Origin of the sequence: Corynebacterium ureicelerivorans (assembly GCF_000747315.1) — a bacterium.
Taxonomy (GTDB): Bacteria; Actinomycetota; Actinomycetes; order Mycobacteriales; family Mycobacteriaceae; genus Corynebacterium; species Corynebacterium mucifaciens.
Genome location: NZ_CP009215.1, coordinates 831,578 through 850,353 on the forward strand (window position 1 = coordinate 831,578; position 18,776 = coordinate 850,353).

At 63.1% G+C, this 18,776-nt stretch carries 16 protein-coding genes and 2 pseudogenes; 6 read left to right on the top strand and 12 right to left on the bottom strand.

Annotated elements, in window-relative coordinates; genetic code table 11:
- Positions 1–256: 256 nt before the first annotated feature.
- Complete coding sequence (locus tag CUREI_RS04265) at positions 257–967, top strand: IS6 family transposase (protein WP_038610832.1); 711 nt, start codon at positions 257–259, stop codon at positions 965–967.
- A gap of 680 nt (positions 968–1,647) precedes the next feature.
- On the opposite strand, the gene CUREI_RS04270 is transcribed toward CUREI_RS04265, so the two are convergent.
- The 3 genes from CUREI_RS04270 to CUREI_RS04280 all read right to left on the bottom strand — a co-directional run bounded on the left by CUREI_RS04270 (position 1,648) and on the right by CUREI_RS04280 (position 5,257).
- Positions 1,648–2,943: a coiled-coil domain-containing protein gene (locus CUREI_RS04270; RefSeq protein ID WP_201773341.1), complete on the bottom strand. Its 1,296-nt coding sequence runs from the start codon at positions 2,941–2,943 to the stop codon at positions 1,648–1,650.
- A gap of 1,534 nt (positions 2,944–4,477) precedes the next feature.
- The gene (locus CUREI_RS04275) at positions 4,478–4,777 is read right to left on the bottom strand and encodes a hypothetical protein (RefSeq protein ID WP_024058949.1); all 300 of its coding nucleotides are present in this window, start codon (positions 4,775–4,777) and stop codon (positions 4,478–4,480) included.
- A 171-nt stretch (positions 4,778–4,948) separates the two neighbouring features.
- Positions 4,949–5,257: a helix-turn-helix domain-containing protein gene (locus CUREI_RS04280; RefSeq protein ID WP_024058948.1), complete on the bottom strand. Its 309-nt coding sequence runs from the start codon at positions 5,255–5,257 to the stop codon at positions 4,949–4,951.
- A 1,472-nt stretch (positions 5,258–6,729) separates the two neighbouring features.
- Here CUREI_RS04280 and erm point away from each other — a divergent pair.
- Positions 6,730–7,584 carry a 23S ribosomal RNA methyltransferase Erm gene (erm, locus tag CUREI_RS11790; protein ID WP_016456425.1) on the top strand — a complete coding sequence of 285 codons (855 nt, stop codon included), beginning with the start codon at positions 6,730–6,732 and terminating at the stop codon, positions 7,582–7,584.
- Positions 7,585–7,654: 70 nt separating this feature from the next.
- Here the strand turns inward: erm and CUREI_RS12605 are convergent, their stop codons facing one another.
- The 3 genes from CUREI_RS12605 to merA form a co-directional block, all read right to left on the bottom strand.
- Positions 7,655–8,125, bottom strand: coding sequence for a type IIL restriction-modification enzyme MmeI (locus CUREI_RS12605; RefSeq protein ID WP_425304311.1), 471 nt, complete (start codon positions 8,123–8,125; stop codon positions 7,655–7,657).
- An 833-nt stretch (positions 8,126–8,958) separates the two neighbouring features.
- A complete protein-coding gene (locus CUREI_RS04295; protein ID WP_005293255.1) occupies positions 8,959–9,309 on the bottom strand; it encodes a hypothetical protein in 351 nt (116 codons plus the stop codon).
- Positions 9,306–10,727, bottom strand: coding sequence for a mercury(II) reductase (gene merA, locus CUREI_RS04300; protein ID WP_038610842.1), 1,422 nt, complete (start codon positions 10,725–10,727; stop codon positions 9,306–9,308). The genes CUREI_RS04295 and merA overlap by 4 nt, the downstream gene beginning before the upstream one ends.
- 98 nt (positions 10,728–10,825) lie before the next feature.
- On the opposite strand from merA, the gene CUREI_RS04305 reads away from it, so the two are divergent.
- Positions 10,826–11,215: a heavy metal-responsive transcriptional regulator gene (locus CUREI_RS04305; protein WP_005290994.1), complete on the top strand. Its 390-nt coding sequence runs from the start codon at positions 10,826–10,828 to the stop codon at positions 11,213–11,215.
- Positions 11,216–11,261: 46 nt separating this feature from the next.
- Here CUREI_RS04305 and CUREI_RS12790 read toward each other — a convergent pair.
- The 4 genes and pseudogenes from CUREI_RS12790 to CUREI_RS04320 form a co-directional block, all read right to left on the bottom strand.
- Positions 11,262–11,507 (bottom strand): annotated as a pseudogene (locus tag CUREI_RS12790) (LLM class flavin-dependent oxidoreductase); the annotation flags it as partial.
- Positions 11,508–11,589: 82 nt separating this feature from the next.
- Positions 11,590–11,880: pseudogene (locus tag CUREI_RS11940) on the bottom strand (VOC family protein); the annotation flags it as partial.
- A 223-nt stretch (positions 11,881–12,103) separates the two neighbouring features.
- A complete protein-coding gene (gene arfB, locus CUREI_RS04315) occupies positions 12,104–12,547 on the bottom strand; it encodes an alternative ribosome rescue aminoacyl-tRNA hydrolase ArfB (RefSeq protein WP_038610845.1) in 444 nt (147 codons plus the stop codon).
- Between the two features lie 87 nt (positions 12,548–12,634).
- The gene (locus CUREI_RS04320) at positions 12,635–13,708 is read right to left on the bottom strand and encodes an FUSC family protein (RefSeq protein WP_051952194.1); all 1,074 of its coding nucleotides are present in this window, start codon (positions 13,706–13,708) and stop codon (positions 12,635–12,637) included.
- Between the two features lie 132 nt (positions 13,709–13,840).
- On the opposite strand from CUREI_RS04320, the gene CUREI_RS04325 reads away from it, so the two are divergent.
- Genes CUREI_RS04325 through CUREI_RS04335 form a run of 3 tightly spaced genes read left to right on the top strand, consistent with a single transcriptional unit; the run spans position 13,841 to position 16,990 of the window.
- Positions 13,841–14,680, top strand: coding sequence for a CPBP family intramembrane glutamic endopeptidase (locus tag CUREI_RS04325; RefSeq protein WP_038610848.1), 840 nt, complete (start codon positions 13,841–13,843; stop codon positions 14,678–14,680).
- Between the two features lie 11 nt (positions 14,681–14,691).
- A complete protein-coding gene (chrA, locus tag CUREI_RS04330) occupies positions 14,692–15,849 on the top strand; it encodes a chromate efflux transporter (protein ID WP_038610851.1) in 1,158 nt (385 codons plus the stop codon).
- A 40-nt stretch (positions 15,850–15,889) separates the two neighbouring features.
- Positions 15,890–16,990, top strand: coding sequence for a Dyp-type peroxidase (locus CUREI_RS04335; RefSeq protein ID WP_084768173.1), 1,101 nt, complete (start codon positions 15,890–15,892; stop codon positions 16,988–16,990).
- Here CUREI_RS04335 and CUREI_RS04340 read toward each other — a convergent pair.
- Both CUREI_RS04340 and CUREI_RS04345 read right to left on the bottom strand, forming a co-directional pair.
- Positions 16,973–18,025: a sensor histidine kinase gene (locus CUREI_RS04340; protein ID WP_038610854.1), complete on the bottom strand. Its 1,053-nt coding sequence runs from the start codon at positions 18,023–18,025 to the stop codon at positions 16,973–16,975. The genes CUREI_RS04335 and CUREI_RS04340 overlap by 18 nt on opposite strands.
- On the bottom strand, positions 18,025–18,699 hold the full coding sequence (locus CUREI_RS04345) for a response regulator transcription factor (RefSeq protein ID WP_084768175.1): 675 nt from the start codon (positions 18,697–18,699) through the stop codon (positions 18,025–18,027). The genes CUREI_RS04340 and CUREI_RS04345 overlap by 1 nt, the downstream gene beginning before the upstream one ends.
- Between the last annotated feature and the right edge of the window lie 77 nt (positions 18,700–18,776).

Below are 18,776 nucleotides of genomic sequence, written 5' to 3' on the forward strand. Positions count from 1 at the left end.
GCAATCCCCCCTGCTCCCCGGGGTCTTCCGCTATCTGAGAACCTTGCTTCACCCGGGTTCTCTCATTCTTCACTGCCCAGGGGGGCAGGGGAACCGTATATTGCTTACGGTGTGAGACCCCTACAGCTCGGGCCATTCACTCGCCCCTTTAAGGGCGGCGACGTGACGTGCGACCGTGGCCCGCGAGAACCCCGTTTCCGCTGGTGCTGTTGCAAAGTTCGGGCGACAGGAAGACCTGCGTGAAATAATCACAGCCATGGGCATCTTCTCCGGTCGTCATTTCCCCCGTGAAATCATCCTGTGGGCGGTCCGGTGGTACTGCCGCTACGGGCTCAGCTACCGCGATCTGGAAGAAATGATGACCGAACGCGGCGTACCGGTCGATCACAGCACCATCTACCGCTGGGTCCAGAAATATGCTCCTGAGCTGGACAAGCAGACCCGGTGGTACCGACAAGTCCCGGATTGGCAGGCCCGGTCCTGGCGGGTGGACGAGACCTATATCCGGGTCGGGGGAAAGTGGTGCTACCTCTATCGGGCCATCACCGCGGGTGGGCATACCCTGGATTTTTGCCTGTCCCCAAAGCGTAATGTCGCCGCAGCGAAGCGTTTCCTGGCCAAGACCCTGAGGTCGAACACGATAACCGGGTTCCCGCGGGTGATCAACACCGATAAAGCACCCTCCCTGGCCAGGGCAATCGCCGAGTTGAAGTCAGAGGGAATCTGCCCGCAGACCGTGGAACACCGGCAGGTGAAATACCTCAATAACGTCATTGAAGGAGATCATGGGCGGCTGAAACGGATCCTCGGACCGAAGGGGGCGTTCAAAAACCAGACCTCGGCGTACCGGACGTTGAAAGGGATGGAAGCGATGCACTCATTACGGAAAGGCCAGGGCGCGATGTTTGCCTACGAGCAACCGAACCCGGATGCGGTGATCGTCAGCCGGGTGTTCGAGGCTGCCTGAGAACGCCGACCCGCAGCGAGCATCAGAGGATGAAGACTGGGTCGTCACGGCTCTCCGCCTGAAGTTTGCAACAGCACCAAGGCGCCGTTCGGACGTCGTAGGGGAATAGCGGTGGTGCAGCTCTAGGTGCACTGACATTTCACGGTGTATTTCACACGCCGCTTTGTTGCACATCACCCGTGCTGTTTTACAGTGCAGTGCAGCGGTGCTTTTACTGGCGTTTCTGCTGCGCAATTCACTGCACTATGTAGTGGACGCGACATTTCATTAACACGTAGGTTGCACTGTGTATTGGGCACCCATTTCATCGACACGTTTACTGCGCAATCAAATGCCCTGTCACTTTAATGACATGTGAATTGGGCAGTGAAGTGGTTTGTCATCCTATTGACACCTTTACTGCGCAACAGAATGACACCGTCATTCTGCCGGCCCTTCTGCGGACGTCTTTTCTGCGCAGCACACGCGCCATTGTCCCGGCCGACGTGCTGCGCAATATCTCCGCCACTCAACAGGCCAATTCGCTGCACAACGTAGTGACACTCCGCTCAGCGTGGCCCAGATTTCTTCGATTCTCGCTGAATTAGAGCGGTTTTAGCGCTATCTCTGGACACTGACCCTGGCGACACCCTGCTAGGCCGCTACAGGGCCGTACAGGGCGGGGGAGAGCAGTGCTACAACTAATCAACGCCATCACGGTCACGCTGCTGTTGCTGATGGCGGCGGCGCTTCTCGATACGCTCCTGTGCACGTCGGCGCGCGTCACTGTGCTTGCTTGAGGTCTGCGACTCCTTGAACTGCGTAAAGCGCTCAAGCAACTCCGGGCTGCCGTGCAGTTCTTGCACCAGGAACTTCTTGTCCAGATGCTCCAACTGCTGTCCTGACTTCACCGCTTCTTCGATGATGATGGCGGCTTCATCTTCGGCATCCGCGTGCGCGTTGCGGCGGATCTGATCAGCGTCCTCGCGGGCGTCCTCACGCATCGATGTAGCGTCGCGCGTGGCCTCGTCGCGGATGCTTGCAGCCTTACCTCGTGCTTCACTGCGGATCGTCTCGGCGTCGCGCTCAGCCTGCTTATGGGCCTCGTCGGCCTTGCGAGTTATCGACTCCGCTTCGCTGCGGGCCGTGGCTGTAATCGCGCTCGCCTTGGCCCGTGCAGTCTCTTCGGCTCGTTCGAGCAGCTCGTCTGCTTGCGCTTCGGCAAGGCCCATGGTCTGTTCGGCGTCCTGCTCGGCTTTCTCGCGTGATTCACGAAGTACGCGCTCAGCAACAGCGCGGGCCTGTTCTTCGGCGTGCTGCAGCACACTTTGCGCTTTCTCGTTGGCTTCTTGGGCCTGTTCAAGTTCTTCTGCCGCCTGCTCGCGGTCACGCTCAGTCGCGTCCATGTCTCGCTGTACCGAACGGTGCTTGAGTTCCACTTCGTTCTCTCGGTTCGCGAGATCACGCTCCCGATCTTGCTGCTCGGTGTAGCGGTCGAGGTTCAGCGACTCGTCGTGTCGTTCAGAGACTTCCAGCTCGACCGGATAACCCAACGAGTGCATGTGTTCACGAAGCCCTCGCTGTGCATCGATGAACTTCTGTTGGCCCGATATCTGCTTGCCCTTCTTCGGGCCGGATGTGTACCGCACCGTGGGGTCTGTGTTGTACGCGATGCCAGGGCGGCAACGCAGCGTACCGGGCTTGTCCGGATGAGGGGAGAGGGTGTCCGCCTGAAACTGGATGTGTGGCGTCGATTCGTCGAAGTTCATGTTCCCGCCGGCGACTGCGTCGATACCGCCGGGAATGAAGTTCTCGGCGAGCCAACGCATTGACTCTTCGGGGTACTTCTTTGCTTCTTCGTAGTCGCGGGCGACATAGCGCGGACGTTTCACTTCGCGCCCGTCCACCTCACTGGTGTAGTAGTCGGGGATCTCCTTGCACATCGACTTCGGCGGATACACGACGAACAGCGACGTCTCGAAACTGTTCTTCTGCACGCGCACTCCGTCCATCCGAGGCGTCTACGGCCGCCACAGGGCCGTACAGCCGCTGCCACAAAGATGAACCAATCGAGTCGCGGCGCTATGAATTTGTGTCAGCAGCTGCCGCTGGATCTGCTGCAGCGCGGGCGCTGCGAAACACACGTCGCTGGCGGTGTATCTCACATGCGCTGTCGCGCATATGTCCGCCGCGAGCGTGATACGTCTGCACCGATAGTGTGCTTGTTGTACGGGCCGATATGGAGTGTGTTACTTCAGGCCCGTGTCTCAACCCCCGCAGCAGCATCAACACCGCCTTGCGGCGGATAGCTCGCTGCGGGATTTTCACCACCCTGCAATGACCGCCTGACGGCGGTGTCACGGTGCAGGGTGTGGCTGTGCGCACCACTTAGACGATGTCGGTCTTGCCGTTCGGTTAGACACCTTGCGCTCGCAAGCTCGCTGCAGGTGTCTCGATGACGCGGGAAGACGCCGCAAGCGGCGTTTCCACCCGTCATCGGCCCTTACTTTAAGACCGACATACAGTGGCTGACGCCACACGTGGTGCGCACAGCGTGGCGACCTGCAGGTTTTGCATAGGCACCATGTGCGCTTCGCGCATCAACGGGCCGTTTCGGGTAAGGGTCGAAGACCACGTAAAGACCCGAAACACGCAGGTCGCAGCCCCCTTCTGTGTCAAAACCCCTATATGTTTGTCGTTATAGGGGTAGAAGGGGAAAAGGGCATAAGGGGGTGCGACGCCTCCGCTGCGCTCCGGCGCTCGGCATAGCCGAGGCACTGCACCGGGTATTACTACTCGCTGGCGCTCGCATAACCCGGTGCCCGGCGCTGGCGCGCCGCCCCCTACAGCCCCAGTCTCAGACCTCGCTCGCTCGGTCTGGCTGGTGCTGTCTTGCCCTCCGCCTGCGCTCCGGTCAAGATGCCCAATAGTGCAGCTGGCGCTGCACCTTGTGTGATGACCCATGCTCTGCATCACGACACTGCTGGCAATCCGATATATCCCGTCGATATGTATTCGGATATGCCAGCATCGATGTGTCGTGTTTGGGTCATCACGAAACGCTCCATTACGGCAAGCGTGCCGTAATGGATATTGGCGTATCTCACGACGCGGCATCATGCGGCGTCCGCCGCATACCATCTGCCGTCGCGGTCACAACTTCAGCAGCACAGCTGCTGAAATCTGCTCTGTCCACGCTGCTGTCTTTGCTGCACCCACGGCCCCGTCTTCGGCATATTTCAAGTCCACACAAGACTATGCCGGCCAGAACCGCGCATAACAGCAGCGCGACATACCGCCAGCCATGTGGCGGATGATCCAGGCGACGGGGCAGACGTGTATATGCCCCGTCGCCGATACCGGCGCAAGCATCGTGACAGTGTCACGTGTAGCGGTGCCGCAGCCACCCGCACACACGCGAAAACCCCGCCCTTGCGAGCGGGGTGTGTGGCGACATCAAACGTGACGGCTGTACGTCGTCACGCCGCGTGGCCGTACACACATGAGGTGATTGCGTGTACGGCTAAAGGGTTAGTCGGGTACAACTTCTAGATGCCGCTTCGGCTTACTGCCCTCGGTGCTCTCAGGCGTGTCGCCGTCACCGTTCTCAGGTGTATCGCTGTCCCCTTCGGTGCTGGCGGACTTGTCACCGTCCCCTTCGGTGCTGGCGGACTTGTCACCGTCGAGATTCACCTCGAACTCTTCGGCATACTTGCGCAACTGCGCAAGGCGCTCCTTTGTCGCTTTGTGTGCACGGCGCGCCTCGTTCACGGTATCTTTTGCTTGCTGCTCATCGCGCAGCGCTGCTGCGTAATCGTCTCTGAAAGACATGGTTTGTTCTCCTTGGTTGAATGAACTGTTTATTTGGACTCGGGGCACGACGGTGGAGCGCGCGTGTGTAGTAGCACGGCCATCACCCATCAGCCCTCGCACTCAGTTCAAGACCCAGCCTGACTAGCTGAGCTAAGCGGCGGGATCTCGTCGTAGGCGGGTTTGTCCGCATTAGTGCTTCACACCGCCCAGCACCGTGACGAGCTGCTGGCGCTGCTCATCTGTCAGTTGGGGCGCTGCATTCACGACGGCATCGACGAAGCCGTCGAATAGCTGCGGGGCAGGGCGGCGTGCGGCCGCGAGGTAGGCGTCGAGATCGTCTTGGCGAATCCGATAGGCGGTGCCGAAACGGTGGAATGAAAGACGGCCCTCTTTAATAGCTTTTCGCAACGTGGACTCGGAGCCGACGCCGAGATCGGCGAGTTCCTGCAGCGTGTAAAAGCGTGGCGCGACGGCGGTAGTCGTGTCCTTTTCGGACATAGAAAAACGCTCCTGGGCAGATTGATCTGTCCCGGAGCGGGGTGCTTTACCGGCTTGCTATTCAGGCGGCTTGGAGTGCCGTGCTCAACTCGCTAGAACGGTGGTCTGCCGTCCCATCGCTTTACGGGAGCGCTTACTCCCTACCTGACCGCTTTTGTGGTTGGCAATGCCGTTGCCGACCGGTCTATCTCGTCGGAGGAACCGCGCCTATCACGGTCGAGAGGCTGTCTCTTTATGAATTATCCTCGGGGTTATCCCCCGTATGCGGCTGGCTAAACCAAAAACGAATTAAAACGCCACATACGGTCTGGGGGCCATCGTACGGAACTTATGCGTCGCGCACAATAGCCTGCGACCTAATCTTTACGAATCGAACCGAGCACGTTTCTACACGCCACGTGGCACGGCTGGGGTGTTGTGGTGGGGCAGCTGTTGTGTGGCGGCATGGTGACACGCAAGGGGCGCGCCTTTTTGTGACCTGTGACACGTCTATAGTGTGCTCGTTTCGTAGTTTTGACCTCGTTTCGTAATTTGCCGATCAAAATACGAAAAAATTACGAAACGCTCTACCTGCGGTTTCGTGATTTCCGCAAACGAAAAGAACAAAACTACGAAACACGCGATAACGCTGTGACCTGCATAGACACGTCACATTTCGGCGGTGTTTCGTTATTTTGCGGTATTTCGACCCAAACCTTTTAAGAGAGAGACGCAGACACGCATTGCAGGCACATGTCTACGACACAGAGCGTCCTCGTTGAGGGCACGCTGCAGGGGTTGCAGCTATGTGACACGGGACACAATCGCAATCAAGGTGTCTCTTCTTATTTAGATTTTCTTCAAAAAGTGGAAAAATTACGAAACGAAAACCATTTACGCTGCTCAACGTATGTTTTTGTGTTTCGTAGTTTTGTTCTTTTCGTTTACGAGATTACGAAATGACCCGCAAATACCTACCGTGACCTGCGGTGATGTGTTTCGTATTTTTCTGCGTAATTTCACGTCGCCCGAAGCAGACACCCTGCCGTGTGCTTGCTGCAGGGCTGCGGCCGTCCCTCCATGTGGAGCGTCAGTGTCGATGCTGTAACTTAAACGTACATACATTTGTGGCGCTCTCGTTACGTGTCTGTGCATTGCCGAGCTCTTTACTGTTGTGTGTGGGCGCGCAGCCGTAGTGTCCGTGCCACTCCGAGTAGGGCGCGTCGTACCCCAAACCCATGTTCAATTAAATTCCAATCCAGAGAGGTCTTGCACTGTTGCGGTGCGGTTGTCTTCTTTCTCACCGTATTGGACCCTGCGAAATTAATTGGATACGATAGGCCCATGTTGATTTCAGGTTCCGTTTTCATGCGGCCGCTCACCAGCCGCTAAGGCGGTTTTCTCCCTCCCGCAGGTTAGAAACCGCTCCGGTCCTTTAGCCGGGCGGCCATTTGCCATGCCCGGCTCCGTTTCAACTCCACGGAGCACACCTGATGTCTACATACGGATACGGCCGTCACGAACATGGCCAAAATTTTCTCACAGACCACAAGATCATCAACTCCATCGTCGATCTTGTAAAACAAACCTCCGGCCCCATCATTGAGATCGGGCCAGGAAGCGGTGCCCTCACTCACCCGATATCCCACTTGGGGAGGGCAATAACGGCAGTTGAGGTAGACGCAAAACTAGCTGCCAAACTCACAAAAAAGACCGCCTCGGCGTCGGTCGAAGTGGTCCATGATGATTTCCTCAACTTCCCGTTACCCGCCACTCCCTGCGTCATTGTGGGAAACATTCCCTTTCACCTCACCACTGCCATTCTTCGAAAGTTGTTGCATGCGCCGGCATGGACTGCCGCTGTACTCCTCATGCAGTGGGAAGTCGCTCGCCGCCGGGCCGGGGTAGGTGCAAGCACGATGATGACAGCTCAGTGGTCCCCATGGTTCACGTTTCACCTTGGTTCCCGAGTACCAAGGTCTGCTTTCCGGCCACAGCCAAACGTTGACGGGGGGATCTTAGTGATCCGCCGGGTGGGTGACCCGAAGATCCCGATAGAGCAACGCAAAGCCTTTCAGGCGATGGTGCACACCGTTTTCACCGCCCGGGGACGCGGGATAGGGGAAATTCTCCGAAGGGCAGGGTTGTTTTCATCACGTTCAGAGACACAATCATGGTTGCGCTCGCGAGGAATCGACCCCGCAACCCTACCTCCCAGATTGCACACCAGCGACTGGATCGATCTCTTCCAGGTGACTGGTTCCTCTTCACCGCGCCATCGGCCCATTTCACAATCGGGAAGTAGTCAACGCCCTCCTCAACGGAAAAATCGAGGCCGGCGGCGGTAATCCCCCCACCACCAAAACCGAAATCCACCAGTAGTAGTGAACGACCCATGTTCGTCTACCGTGAGCCGCGTTATGGCAGTGACGTGTTCTCGTCGGGCACAGTCATAGTTCCCGGCGTTGCCAGCGACAGGGTTCTACACCCAGCAGCGGGACCGATCAAAATCACCCGCACGGGGAACGACCCTGCTGGTGGTTTCGATTTTGATGAAAGCGAGGAGACATAGCCCCTCGCCAACTCCCCGTAGCTGGCGAACAGTAGCTCCTGGCGCTGGCGCTCGTTGGTGAGTTTGCGTGCCACATCGAAAGCCTTATCGACTTCCCGGTCCAAGTTGTTGTGAGCCTTGAGCAGAATTGGGTCCATCGATAACGGGTTGTAGTGCTCCGCGAGTGACCGCTGGGGGTGCCGCTCGCGTGCCCGCAGCACCAACTGTCCAGCGTCGATGATTCGCTGCTGCGCCTTCTCATCTAGTTCACACAGAGCTGGTCCGCAGTTGTAGCTCCCGATGTACTCCGAAAAACGGAAAAAATAAATAGTGGGGATACATCAACCTTCCACTTTCCATTCTTCCGGCTCAGAGTATTGAGGGGTCTGGGACCGGGTCCGTAAACCCTTTATGTTTTTCGCGCACAGCGGTTTTTAGCGACGCACCCTATAGGTTTTCCGCAGAACCTATATGTGTTTCTGTGCACCCCCATATGTTGTCTGTTTCTAGCGGTATTTCGTTGTACTTTGCGCATCGAATAGTTATTTATCGACGACACTCCGTCGAGTTCAAGTTCAACGTGTAGTGCTTAACCTCTGCGATGAACTCTTTGATCCCGGGACGTGATGAGGACTGGGGCTATTGTGCTCCCCCGAACGCTACGGCCCGGGGGCACGAGGCTGTGTCGCAGGTGCAAGCGAGAGGACCAGGAGCGAAACACAGACCGCTGAGTCGACGCAGTCACGGTAAAGACGGAGCCGTCTAGGCGGTGCTCGAGGTTGCGCGAGATACGGTGACGCTGGGCGTCGGTAAGCGATGCGCATTCGGCGACATCGATGGAAAGCTGGACTTTGCCGTCCGTCGTGTTGACGCCCTGGCCGCCCGGAGTCGACGATTTAGCGAAACGCTCCGCGAGATCGGCGGCGATGACCGCACCGTCGGGGATCCCCGGGCCGGGCGCTATGGTCATGTCGTTCATGCCGCCCAGCCTAGGTGCCCACAACCCTTTCTCGTCTCGGCGGAAGCGGAGACCGCGTCGCGACGGCCGGGATCCAGCCTCAGTATTATCCTCGTCACCGGTTGTTTCGAACGCTTTTTGCTCCTCCTTCTCCCGTCGGGCTTCGATTTCAGCGGCCTCCGCAGGTGGCAGTGATCGCTGGATCCGCTCGAACTACCGGTTCCGATCAGCGGTCGAAGGATTTTCGCAGCAGCCGGACCTGCGGCGCCGGTGCCGCCGCCGTAGCCTGACGAGCATCCCCGCCATGACGGCCATCACGACGGCGGTCCCGGCACCGATGATCCAGGGATTACCGAGGAGCCCACCGACGCCTGCGAGTGCTCCGCCCGCCGCGATGAACGGCAGGCCGCAGCAGAGCAGCGACGGAAGCGCGCAGCATGCCAGCAAGAGCAGCCCGGTCACTGCAGCGACGACGGGACCGGCGCGCCATTCGTCGCGGTCCTGATCGGCGCTCATCGTCTGCTTCAGGATGAGATCTCCCCGATTGCCTGCGTTGCCGTTCATGCGCAGCACGACAGCAGCGACGGGTCGGTGGTGAAGGCCTTCGCGGCGATCCGGATGCCCTCGGCCATGGTCAGGTAGGGGGCCCAGGCGTTGGCGACCTCGGCGACGGTCCTGCCGAGCACGTGGACGCCTGCGGCGGCGAGCTCCCCGGCGTCCTTGGCGACGGCGGTCATGCCGAGGATCTCGTTCGTCTCGGCGTTCACGACGATCTTGATGAACCCGCGGGTGTCGCGGTTCACCAAGGCGCGGGGCACGTGGTGCAGGGGTAGGACGCGGCAGTCGCAGCGGATCCCCGCGGCGAGGACGTCCTTCTCGGTCATCCCGACCGCGCCGATCGCGGGCCCGGTGAACGTCACCCGCGGCAGGCGGGCGTAGTCGACGGACCGGTCGGCGTCGGCGAACGCGTTCTCGGCGACGAGGGTGCCGTGGTGGGCGGCGACGTAGACGAACTCGGGGTGCCCGGTCACGTCGCCCGCGGCCCAGACCCGCGGGTTCGAGGACTGCAGCCGGTCGGAGACGACCACCTCGCCGGAGTCTCCGGTATTCACCCCGACCGCATCGAGGTTCAGGCCATCGGTGACGGGACGGCGTCCGAGGGCGACCAGGACCTGGTCGGCGCGGAACTCCTGCGAGCCGCCGGACAACGCGGCGGTCACGACGGCCTCGCCTCCCGTGCCGCGGGAGACCCGGGTGGGCACTGCGCGGCTGACGACGCGGATGCCCTCGTCGGCGAACACCTCCTGGAGCGCCTTCGACACCTCCGGCTCCTCCTTCGAGGCGAGCCGGGACCGCACGAGCAGCGTGACCTGCGAGCCGAGGCGGGCGAACAGCTGCGCCTGCTCCAGGGCGACGTAGCCGCCGCCGAGCACCAGCAGCGACTCGGGGACCTCCGTCAGCTCCATCGCCGTGGTCGAGGTCAGGTATCCGGTCTCCTCCAGGCCGTCGATCGGCGGTGCCCACGGGCGAGAACCAGTCGCGACCAGGTAGTGGTGGGCCTCGATGGTCTCGACGCTTCCGTCGGATCCGGCAACATCGAGAACCGGCGCATCAGGGGTGCCCACGAACGAGGCGTCGCCGCGGAGGACCTGCCAGCCGTAGGAGTCGGCGACGTCGGCGTACTTCTCGCCGCGCAGCGACTCCACCAACGCTTGCTTCCCAGCGATCAGCGCGGGCATGTCGACGGGATCCGCCGTCGTCGCGATCCCGGGGAACCGGGTTGCGGCGTCGACCGCGACGTGCCGCGCGCCGGCCGCGGCAATGAGCGCCTTCGACGGGACGCAGCCCGTGTTCACGCAGGTGCCGCCGAGCGTCCCGCGCTCGATCATCACCACCGACTTCCCGAGCGTGCTGGCGCGGATCGCAGCGGCGAACGCGCCGCCTCCCGATCCGATGATGGCGAGATCGTACTTCGTAGGCATCGCTGCTCCTGTCAACTCTTGGCTTTCTGCTCTGTCTCAGCCATACTGGACCTTCCAGTGCAGGGGAAGGTCAAGCGCGGCCACGGAGGGAGACAGCAATGTGGATCGGAGAACTCGCCGAGAGGGCGGGCACTACCGCGAAGACACTTCGCTTCTACGAGGAACAGGGCCTTCTGCCCCCGACCGAGCGCACGCCGTCCGGATACCGCGACTACGCGCCCGAGACGGTCGCTCGGATCGACTTCATCCACCGCGGCCAGGCCGCGGGCCTCACCCTCGCCCAGATCCGCCAGATCCTCGACATCCGCGACGGCGGCCATGCGCCCTGCGAGCACGTGCGCGACCTGCTTGACGTGCGCCTCGCTGAGATCGAGCAGCAGATCGCGCAGCTCTCCGTGCTGCGCGACACTATCGCGGACCTTAGCCAGGACGCCGCGCACCCGGATCCTGAAACGTGCAGCACCGATCAAGTGTGTAGGTACTTGTAGACGGCGGGAGTCAATGACTCAAACGCTACAACCCCGATATGCGCTAGCGCATGTCGATGCCGCCGGTGCCCACCTCGATGATTTTGGTGGTGGCCGCGATAGCACACAGCAGCGGCATCGGGGCGGAGGCCTGCAGCGCGAAGTGGTGGACTCGGAAGGACGCGTTGTTCACGCCGATTTCGTCCGCAGCCTGGGTGATCTCCAGACGAGTCTTGGCGATCTTTTCCGCAGATGGCCCGCACTAGCTGCCGAAGGCGTAATGCCCGAAGCTTAAGAAGCCGAACGCTTTCATTGGATGACACTCCTTTTGATGGTGTTAACGAGAGGGAGTAACTTTGCAACGACATACCGTCGAGTTCAAGTTCAACGTGTAGTTACGCGTCGGGGCTGCCCACGCAAAACTCGTTACCTTCCGGATCCTGCATAACGGTCCAAGTAAGTCCCGGTGCTTCATGACCGCTGAGTTCAGTGGCGTCCAACGCCTTGAGGTGCTCTACTAGGGCTTCAAAAACAGTGCCGCCGCCGTCGATATGAACGCAGTTTTTGCCGGGGGTGGGGTCGGCAACGCGCTGAAAACCTAGTGCTGGGGTGGAGCCGACCATGACGAAGTCTCCGCAGTCGGCGACGATTTCGCATCCAGTCGCGGCGGACCAGAATTCGGCGAGCTTAGAGGGGTCGTTTCAATCGAAGGTTATCTGTCGGATAGCGAAAGTTGTGTCACGCATAGTCCGCGCCGTACCCGTGCTTCGCACTCCACGTCTCGCTTCGTCTTCTTCGAGGATTCGTGGGATGCCCCGAGCCGCAGCTCGTTCTCCCCTCAGGCATCTGAGCTGGGGACACGGCTTTTCGGCTGTTGAGGTTCTTTGGGATGAGTCTGCAGGAGCGGTGTTACGGCAACCGGGGCCGGCGCCTCGTCGACTTCAGCTCCGAGCGCCGCTTCTTCGCTTCGAGACGGCGCCGCACCGAGCCGCGCGTCGGCTTCGTTTTCCGCCGTGGGGGAGGTGGCGGGGCGAGAGCCTCGCGCAACAGGGCAGCCATGCGTTCTCGCGCCTCGGCGCGGTTGCGGACCTGTGAGCGCTGCGTCGACGCGCTGACGGTGAGCACCGTGCCGTCCAGGCGGTGTTCTAGGTTGCGCAGGGCGCGGCGGCGTTGGGCGCCGGAAAGTGATGCGCACGTCGCAATGTCGATGGAGAGCTGCACCTTGCTGTCCGTCGTGTTGACGCCCTGACCGCCCGGGCCTGACGCTTTCGCGAACCGCTCCGTCAGATCCGCGGCGGCGACGACGAGGCCGCCCGGGATCCCCGGGCCAGGTGCAATGGTCAAGTCGTGCATGCCGCCCACCTTACGTATGCAGGTCGTATGCGCTGAACCTGTGGGACGGGGGCGGTAGAGCGGGAGCCCGTCGCAAAGCAACTGCTCCTAGCGCCGCGGCAGCACGACCTCGGGGTACTTGCGCACGTAGCCGACCGCGATGACGACGAGCGCCGCGAACGCGCCGATGACGGTCTCCGCGGTGCGCGCGAGCAGCATCGGCCAGACGGGGGAGGCCTCGACCGTCTGCACCATCAGCAAGGCGGTCGGGGTGATGAAGCTGGCGGCGATGGTGTAGTTGCGGGTCACGTACATCTCGGTGAGGTACTGCAGAATCACAATCCACACGACGATCTGCCAGCCCTGCATCGGGTGAGACAGCAAAAAGCCGGCCACCGCGATGCCGGTGAGGGTGCCCAGGACGCGCTCGATGGCGCGGTAGTACTGCACCTTGAACCGGGAGTTCACCAGCGGCGCGACGGCGGCGACCATGGCCCAGTAGGAGTGGGTCAGCGGGTCGAAAATAGTCACGGAAATCAGCCCCAGCACGCCGGCGAGCAACGGGGAGAAGAAAAACCGGCTGGCTTCGACCCGCAGGCGCCGCCACGGCACCCGGCCCGCCCCGGGGGCGCGGGTTGGGTGCTCGGGTTCCTTCGCATCGCCGCCGGGGCCTTCGCCGATGAGGTGGGAGAGCTGGCCAAGCGCGAGACAAAACAGTGCAGCGGTGCCGGCGATGGCGAAGGCGAGCGCCGGGTGGACCGGGTCGTTGAGGGACCCGACGGCAGCCACGGAGAAGACCACAAACACCGACCCGGTCGGTTTCATTTCCGCGGCCAGCGCAATGGTCGCCCACACCGAGGACACCAGCGCGGTGACGGTCATTAGCGCCCACGGGCTGAGGTCCAGCCACGCCATGACCGCGCCCACGGTCACCGCAGAGGTCAGTGCGATACCTGCCAGTATGTGGTGCTTCAGCCGCACCCGGCGCGTCATGTGCCTGCCGTACACGCCGGTAAATGCGCCGAAGTTGGCGTAGATGGCCAGATCCATGCGGCCCAGCGCGAGCAGCGTGAACATGGGGATGGCAACGCCGAGGGCGGTACGGAAGGCGGGGATGTGGTCGCGCCGGGCAGGGCCCATCTCAAACAGCGGGCTGAAGTGGTGCAACCGGGAACCTCCCATACGCGATCCGTGCTCGTGGTTGTCCGCGGGCAGAGTTTAGCGCGGGCGCGGCGCTGATCGTCCCATGCACATATCAACAGTCAGGCATATGATGGCCCGGTTGTTGTAACCGCGAGAAGGAGTTTCGTCACAGTGTCACACGCGGGGGAGTACGCGTTCGAGTCGAGAAACCAATCCAACTACGCCTGGTGGAGGCCACTCGCCGAAATCGTCGCGGTCGCCGTGCTCACCGTCGCGTTCGTCGCGGTGATTGGTGTTTCCCTCGAAGCCGCAGGAGTGGACACGACGAGCGGCGCGGCGGACAAGTACTTCGGGTACGGCTCCGTGGTCGTGGAGATCCTGGCGGTGCTCGCCGCGGTCCGGTTCATCGGGCGCAGGCCGGTTGCGTCGGTGTTCACAGCGCGAACAGGAACGAAACCTTGGGTGCCATTCGCCGCGTACGCGTTGGCGTTTGTTGTCATCGCCGCTGTTATGGGCGCGGTCGGCGTGGTCGGTTACGGCGCGTCCTGGGATCAAGTTATCGGAGATATCCGGAGCGATCTTCCGTTGGAGCTCGTCGTTATTGTGCTCGCCGCGCTTGCGGAGGAGATGGCGTTTCGCGGCGTGTTCTTCCAGGCGTTCACGGCGTGGACCAAGCGCCCGGCCGTGGGCGCGGTGCTCGCCGCGATCCCGTTCGTGGCGATGCACCCGCAGGCGTACGGCTCACCGGTTCCCTTCGCCCATTATTTCCTTGACGCGCTGCTATACGCGCTTTTGGTGTGGGCGTTCAACAGCCTCTGGGTCGCGGTTGCGGTGCACGCGGCGTGGAACACCTTCGGCTCGGTCCAAGCCCTGGGAATGCCGAACTCGGCTGCGAGCGTCGTGGCGGCATTCGCGGCTGCTGCGGCGGCTTCCGCCGTGGTGATTGCAGTGCTACCCCGCGCCGCGCCGGTTCACACGCGGGCACCTGCTCAGCGTGGCGCCGACCGCTAGCCTCACATCTTGTGCTTGAGGTATTACACGTATTCACCCGCCTCGGTCTGACGTCGTTCGGCGGGCCGACGGCGCATCTGGGGTACTTCCGGGACGAGTTCGTGGAGAAGCGGAAGTGGCTCACCGACGACGAGTACGCCGACCTCGTCGCCCTGTGCCAGTTCATGCCGGGCCCCGCGTCGAGCCAAGTCGGCATGGCAATTGGGCTCAAGCGTGCCGGGTATGCGGGCATGCTGGCCGCGTGGGTGGGTTTCACGCTGCCAAGCGTGGTCCTCATGGTCGCGTTCGCGCTCGGGGTGGCGTACCTCGGCGACATCTCGGACGCGGGTTGGCTCGCGGGGCTCAAGGCTGCGGCGGTCGCGGTCGTCGCGCAGGCGGTTATGGGGATGGCGACAAGCATCGTCACCGACAGGCTCCGCGCGGCCGTCGCGCTCGCGGCGTTCCTCATCGTGCTTCTCGTCCCGCACCCCGCGGCCCAGGTCGGCGCGATCGCCGCGGGCATGGTCGCGGCCACCGTCGCATTGTCGCCTATCGACGCCCCTCCGGCCCCCACCCGCACCTCCACAGCAACCCGCACCGTGGGGTTGGCGGCGTTGGGGGTGTTCGCTGCACTGTTGGCGCTGCTGCCGCTGGTGGGGCACATGAATACAGGCCTTGGCATCTTCGACAGCTTTTACCGCTCCGGCGCGCTCGTCTTCGGTGGCGGGCACGTGGTGCTCCCGCTGCTAGAGCAGGCCACGGTCGCGGCCGGGCTCGTTGACGCCGATACCTTCCTCGCCGGATACGGCGCCGCCCAGGCGGTGCCCGGCCCGCTGTTCACGTTCGCGTCGTTCTTGGGTGCCTCGGCGCAGGGGGTGCACTGGCTGTGGGGCGCGACCCTGGCCACGGTGGCGATCTTCCTGCCGGCGGCGCTGCTGGTCATCGGTGTGATGCCGTTCTGGGACCAGCTGCGCGCCCATCCGCGCGCCGCGCACGCGCTCGCGGGTGCCAACGCCGCGGTGGTGGGCATCCTGGCCGCGGCGCTGTACACGCCGGTGTTCACCTCCGGCATCCACGGGCCGGCGACGATGGCGGTGGCGGCGGGGGCGTTCGTAGCGCTGCGGAGCTTCAAGGCGCCGGCGTGGGCGGTGGTGATCGGTGCGGCGCTTACCGGGTGGGCGGTGCTGTGATGCGAGCGCAACTCACACCGATAGGGAATACTTACTCCCCATGACAAGCAGGAACCAGGCAGAAGTTACCCAGACCGTGATCCTCCCGCAGTCGCGGGACGCGCTGTTTATCACCCTCGGCTTCAAAGAAGGCGGCGAGGAGGCCGCGCTCGCGGCGCTTTCCAGCCTGTCCAGCCTCACCAACGGCGTGGGCTTCCGGTACCCGAAGGCGCACTTGACCGCGGTGGCTGGCATCGGCGCGACAATGTGGGACCGGCTTTTCGCACTGGACAAACCGGAGCACCTGCACGAGTTCGTCGAGCTCCACGGCGCGAAGCACCACGCGCCGTCCACGCCGGGCGACCTGTTCTTCCACATCCGGTCCGACGAATTCGACGTCGCTTTCGAGCTCGCCCGCCGCATCAACGCGATCGTGGAGGACCACATCGACTACCACGACGAGGTTCACGCCTTCCAGTACCAGGATTTCCGCGACCCGCTCGGCTTCGTCGACGGCACCGAAAGCCCCCGTGGCCAGGAAGGCGTCGAGGTGGCCATCATCCGCGACGGCATCTGGGAGGGCGGCAGCTACATCGTCGAGCAGAAGTACGTGCACAACCTCAAGGCGTGGAACGACATCACGGTGGAGGAGCAGGAGCAGGTCATCGGCCGCACGAAGCACTCCGACATCGAGCTGGATGAGAAGGCGCCGAACAGCCACGTGGCCGTCAACCAGGTAGAAGACGAGGACGGCAACGGGCTGGAGATCGTGCGCAACAACCTCTCGTTCGGCGACGCGCTGGGCAAGCAGGGCACCTTCTTCATGAGCTACGCCCGCGACCCGCGCATCACCGAGGTGATGCTGCGGCGGATGTTCATCGGCGAGCCGGAGGGCAACTACGACCGCATCCTGGATTTCTCCGAGGCGCTGACCGGCTGCAACTTCTTCGCGCCGCCGCGCGTGTTCCTGGACCACTGCGCCGACTACGCACACCCGCACCTGCGCCCGGACGCGGGCGAGCAGCCGAATCAGCCCGCGATCAACCTGCCGCAGGGCAAGGCGGTCTTCCCGGACCGAGCGGACGTGCCCACCTCCCACAACGCGGAGGACGTCGCGGCCGCGCAGGCGCGATACGAGGGGGCGCTACGCCGGGAGCAGTAGCTTCACGACGAGCCCGCCTTCGGCCCGCGCCGCCAACTGCAGCGAGCCGCCGTGGGCCTTTGCTATCGCCTGAACCAGCGCCAGTCCGAGCCCGTGTCCGGAACCCGAGGTGCGTCGCGCGCGGGCGAACGGCTCGGTCCAGGTGGCAACCTCGGCGGGGTCCAACACGTCGCCGCCGGAGGAGACGGTAATTTCGGCGAGCGGCGCGGGGGTGCCGGAGGTTCTCCGCAGTGTCAGCTGCGCGGTACCGGGCGCGCCATGGGCGACGGCGTTGCGCACGAGGTTGTCCACGGCCTGGCGGACCAAGGTGGGGGAGGCTTCAACGGTGACCGGCTCGGCGTCGACGGGCACGCAGTGCGCTGCGACCGCCTCGTGGCACAGGGCCGCCAAGTCGACGGCGTCGCGGTCGCGGACCTGCACGTTGGCCAACTGCAGCAGCGAGGACACGGTCGCGGCGTTGCGGGCGTTGACCTTGCGGATCTGGGCCACAGCGGGGCGCAGGTCTGCGTCGCCGCCGCTGAGAGCAACGTCGGCGACGGTCTGGATGGTGGCGATCGGGGTTTTCAACTCGTGGGAGGCGTTGGCGGCGAAACGGCGCTGGCGTTCCACCGCGTCCGCGAGCTCGTCGAGCATGGCGTTGAGCGCCTCCGAAAGCTCGCCGACCTCGTCGCGGGGCCCGTCGTAGTCGATGCGGGCCGCGAGGTTGCCGCGGGTAACCTCGCGGGCGTCGTCGGCGATGGCGCGCAGCGGGGTGATCACCAGCCCGGCCACGAACCAGCCCGCCACCCCGGCGAGCGCGGTCAGCAGTGCCAACGCGCCCAGAGAGGCGGTGAGGATCCGACGCAAGATCTCGTCGGTCACGGGCACCGCGCCGTCGATGACCACCCCGTCCGGCCCGGCCGGAAACTCCGCCATCACCGGCACAGGGGTGAGCTTCAAATACGCGTACACCAGCCCGATCAGCGCGCAGCCGACGCCGAGCACGGTGGCCACGAACATCACGGTGATGCGGGCACGGAGGCTGAGTTTGCGCATCAGCGCTCCTTGTCGGCCACGTAGTAGCCGGCGCCGGTGACGGTGTGCACGATGCGCGGCTCGCCGAGCTTTTTGCGTAGGTGAGACACCGTCACGCGCGGGGAGTTGGTGAAGGGGTCGGCGTTTTCGTCCCACGCCTCGGCCAGCAGGTCCTCGGCGGAGATCACCCCGCCGTCGGCCTCCATGAGCACTTGCAGCACCGCGAACTCCTTCGGGCTGAGGCTCACCGGTTCGTCGCCGCGGGTGACCTCGCGCCGGAAGGTGTCCAGGCGCACGTCCCTGCAGCGGTACACCTCGCCGCGCGCCGGGGCGTTGCGTTTTGCCAGGGCCCGCACGCGCGCCACCAGCTCCGGCAGCTCGAAGGGTTTGGCCAGGTAGTCGTCGGCGCCGAGGTCGAAGCCTTCCAACCTGTTGTCCAGCGTGCCGGAGGCGGTCAGCATGATCACGCGAGTCGTCGGCTGCGTGTCCACGATCCGGCGGCACACCGCGTCGCCGTGCACCCCGGGCAGGTCGCGGTCGAGGACGACGACGTCGGGCGGCAGCTCGTCGATACGCTCGAGCGCCTCGTAGCCGTCGTATGCGGTGGAGGTCTGCATGCCTGCGCGCGTGAGTCCGGTGGCGATGGCGTCGGCCAAGAAGGCCTCGTCGTCTACGATGAGCACCCTAATTGTCATGGTGGCGATGGTAAATGCGGCCGTGTTGCGGCGGCGTAAACACGCGCGTTAATGCTGGCGCAACACCGTCCCTCGTA

What these genes read in the sequence shown, in the direction of transcription:
- CUREI_RS04305 (WP_005290994.1), top strand. Translation starts at nt 10,826, where the DNA reads ATGTGGATCGGAGAACTCGCCGAGAGGGCGGGCACTACCGCGAAGACA.
- erm (WP_016456425.1), top strand. Translation starts at nt 6,730, where the DNA reads ATGTCTACATACGGATACGGCCGTCACGAACATGGCCAAAATTTTCTC.
- CUREI_RS04340 (WP_038610854.1), bottom strand. Translation starts at nt 18,025, where the DNA reads ATGCGCAAACTCAGCCTCCGTGCCCGCATCACCGTGATGTTCGTGGCC.
- CUREI_RS04275 (WP_024058949.1), bottom strand. Translation starts at nt 4,777, where the DNA reads ATGTCTTTCAGAGACGATTACGCAGCAGCGCTGCGCGATGAGCAGCAA.
- CUREI_RS04345 (WP_084768175.1), bottom strand. Translation starts at nt 18,699, where the DNA reads ATGACAATTAGGGTGCTCATCGTAGACGACGAGGCCTTCTTGGCCGAC.
- CUREI_RS04320 (WP_051952194.1), bottom strand. Translation starts at nt 13,708, where the DNA reads ATGGGAGGTTCCCGGTTGCACCACTTCAGCCCGCTGTTTGAGATGGGC.
- merA (WP_038610842.1), bottom strand. Translation starts at nt 10,727, where the DNA reads ATGCCTACGAAGTACGATCTCGCCATCATCGGATCGGGAGGCGGCGCG.
- arfB (WP_038610845.1), bottom strand. Translation starts at nt 12,547, where the DNA reads ATGCACGACTTGACCATTGCACCTGGCCCGGGGATCCCGGGCGGCCTC.
- CUREI_RS04335 (WP_084768173.1), top strand. Translation starts at nt 15,890, where the DNA reads ATGACAAGCAGGAACCAGGCAGAAGTTACCCAGACCGTGATCCTCCCG.
- CUREI_RS04265 (WP_038610832.1), top strand. Translation starts at nt 257, where the DNA reads ATGGGCATCTTCTCCGGTCGTCATTTCCCCCGTGAAATCATCCTGTGG.
- CUREI_RS04280 (WP_024058948.1), bottom strand. Translation starts at nt 5,257, where the DNA reads ATGTCCGAAAAGGACACGACTACCGCCGTCGCGCCACGCTTTTACACG.
- CUREI_RS04295 (WP_005293255.1), bottom strand. Translation starts at nt 9,309, where the DNA reads ATGAACGGCAACGCAGGCAATCGGGGAGATCTCATCCTGAAGCAGACG.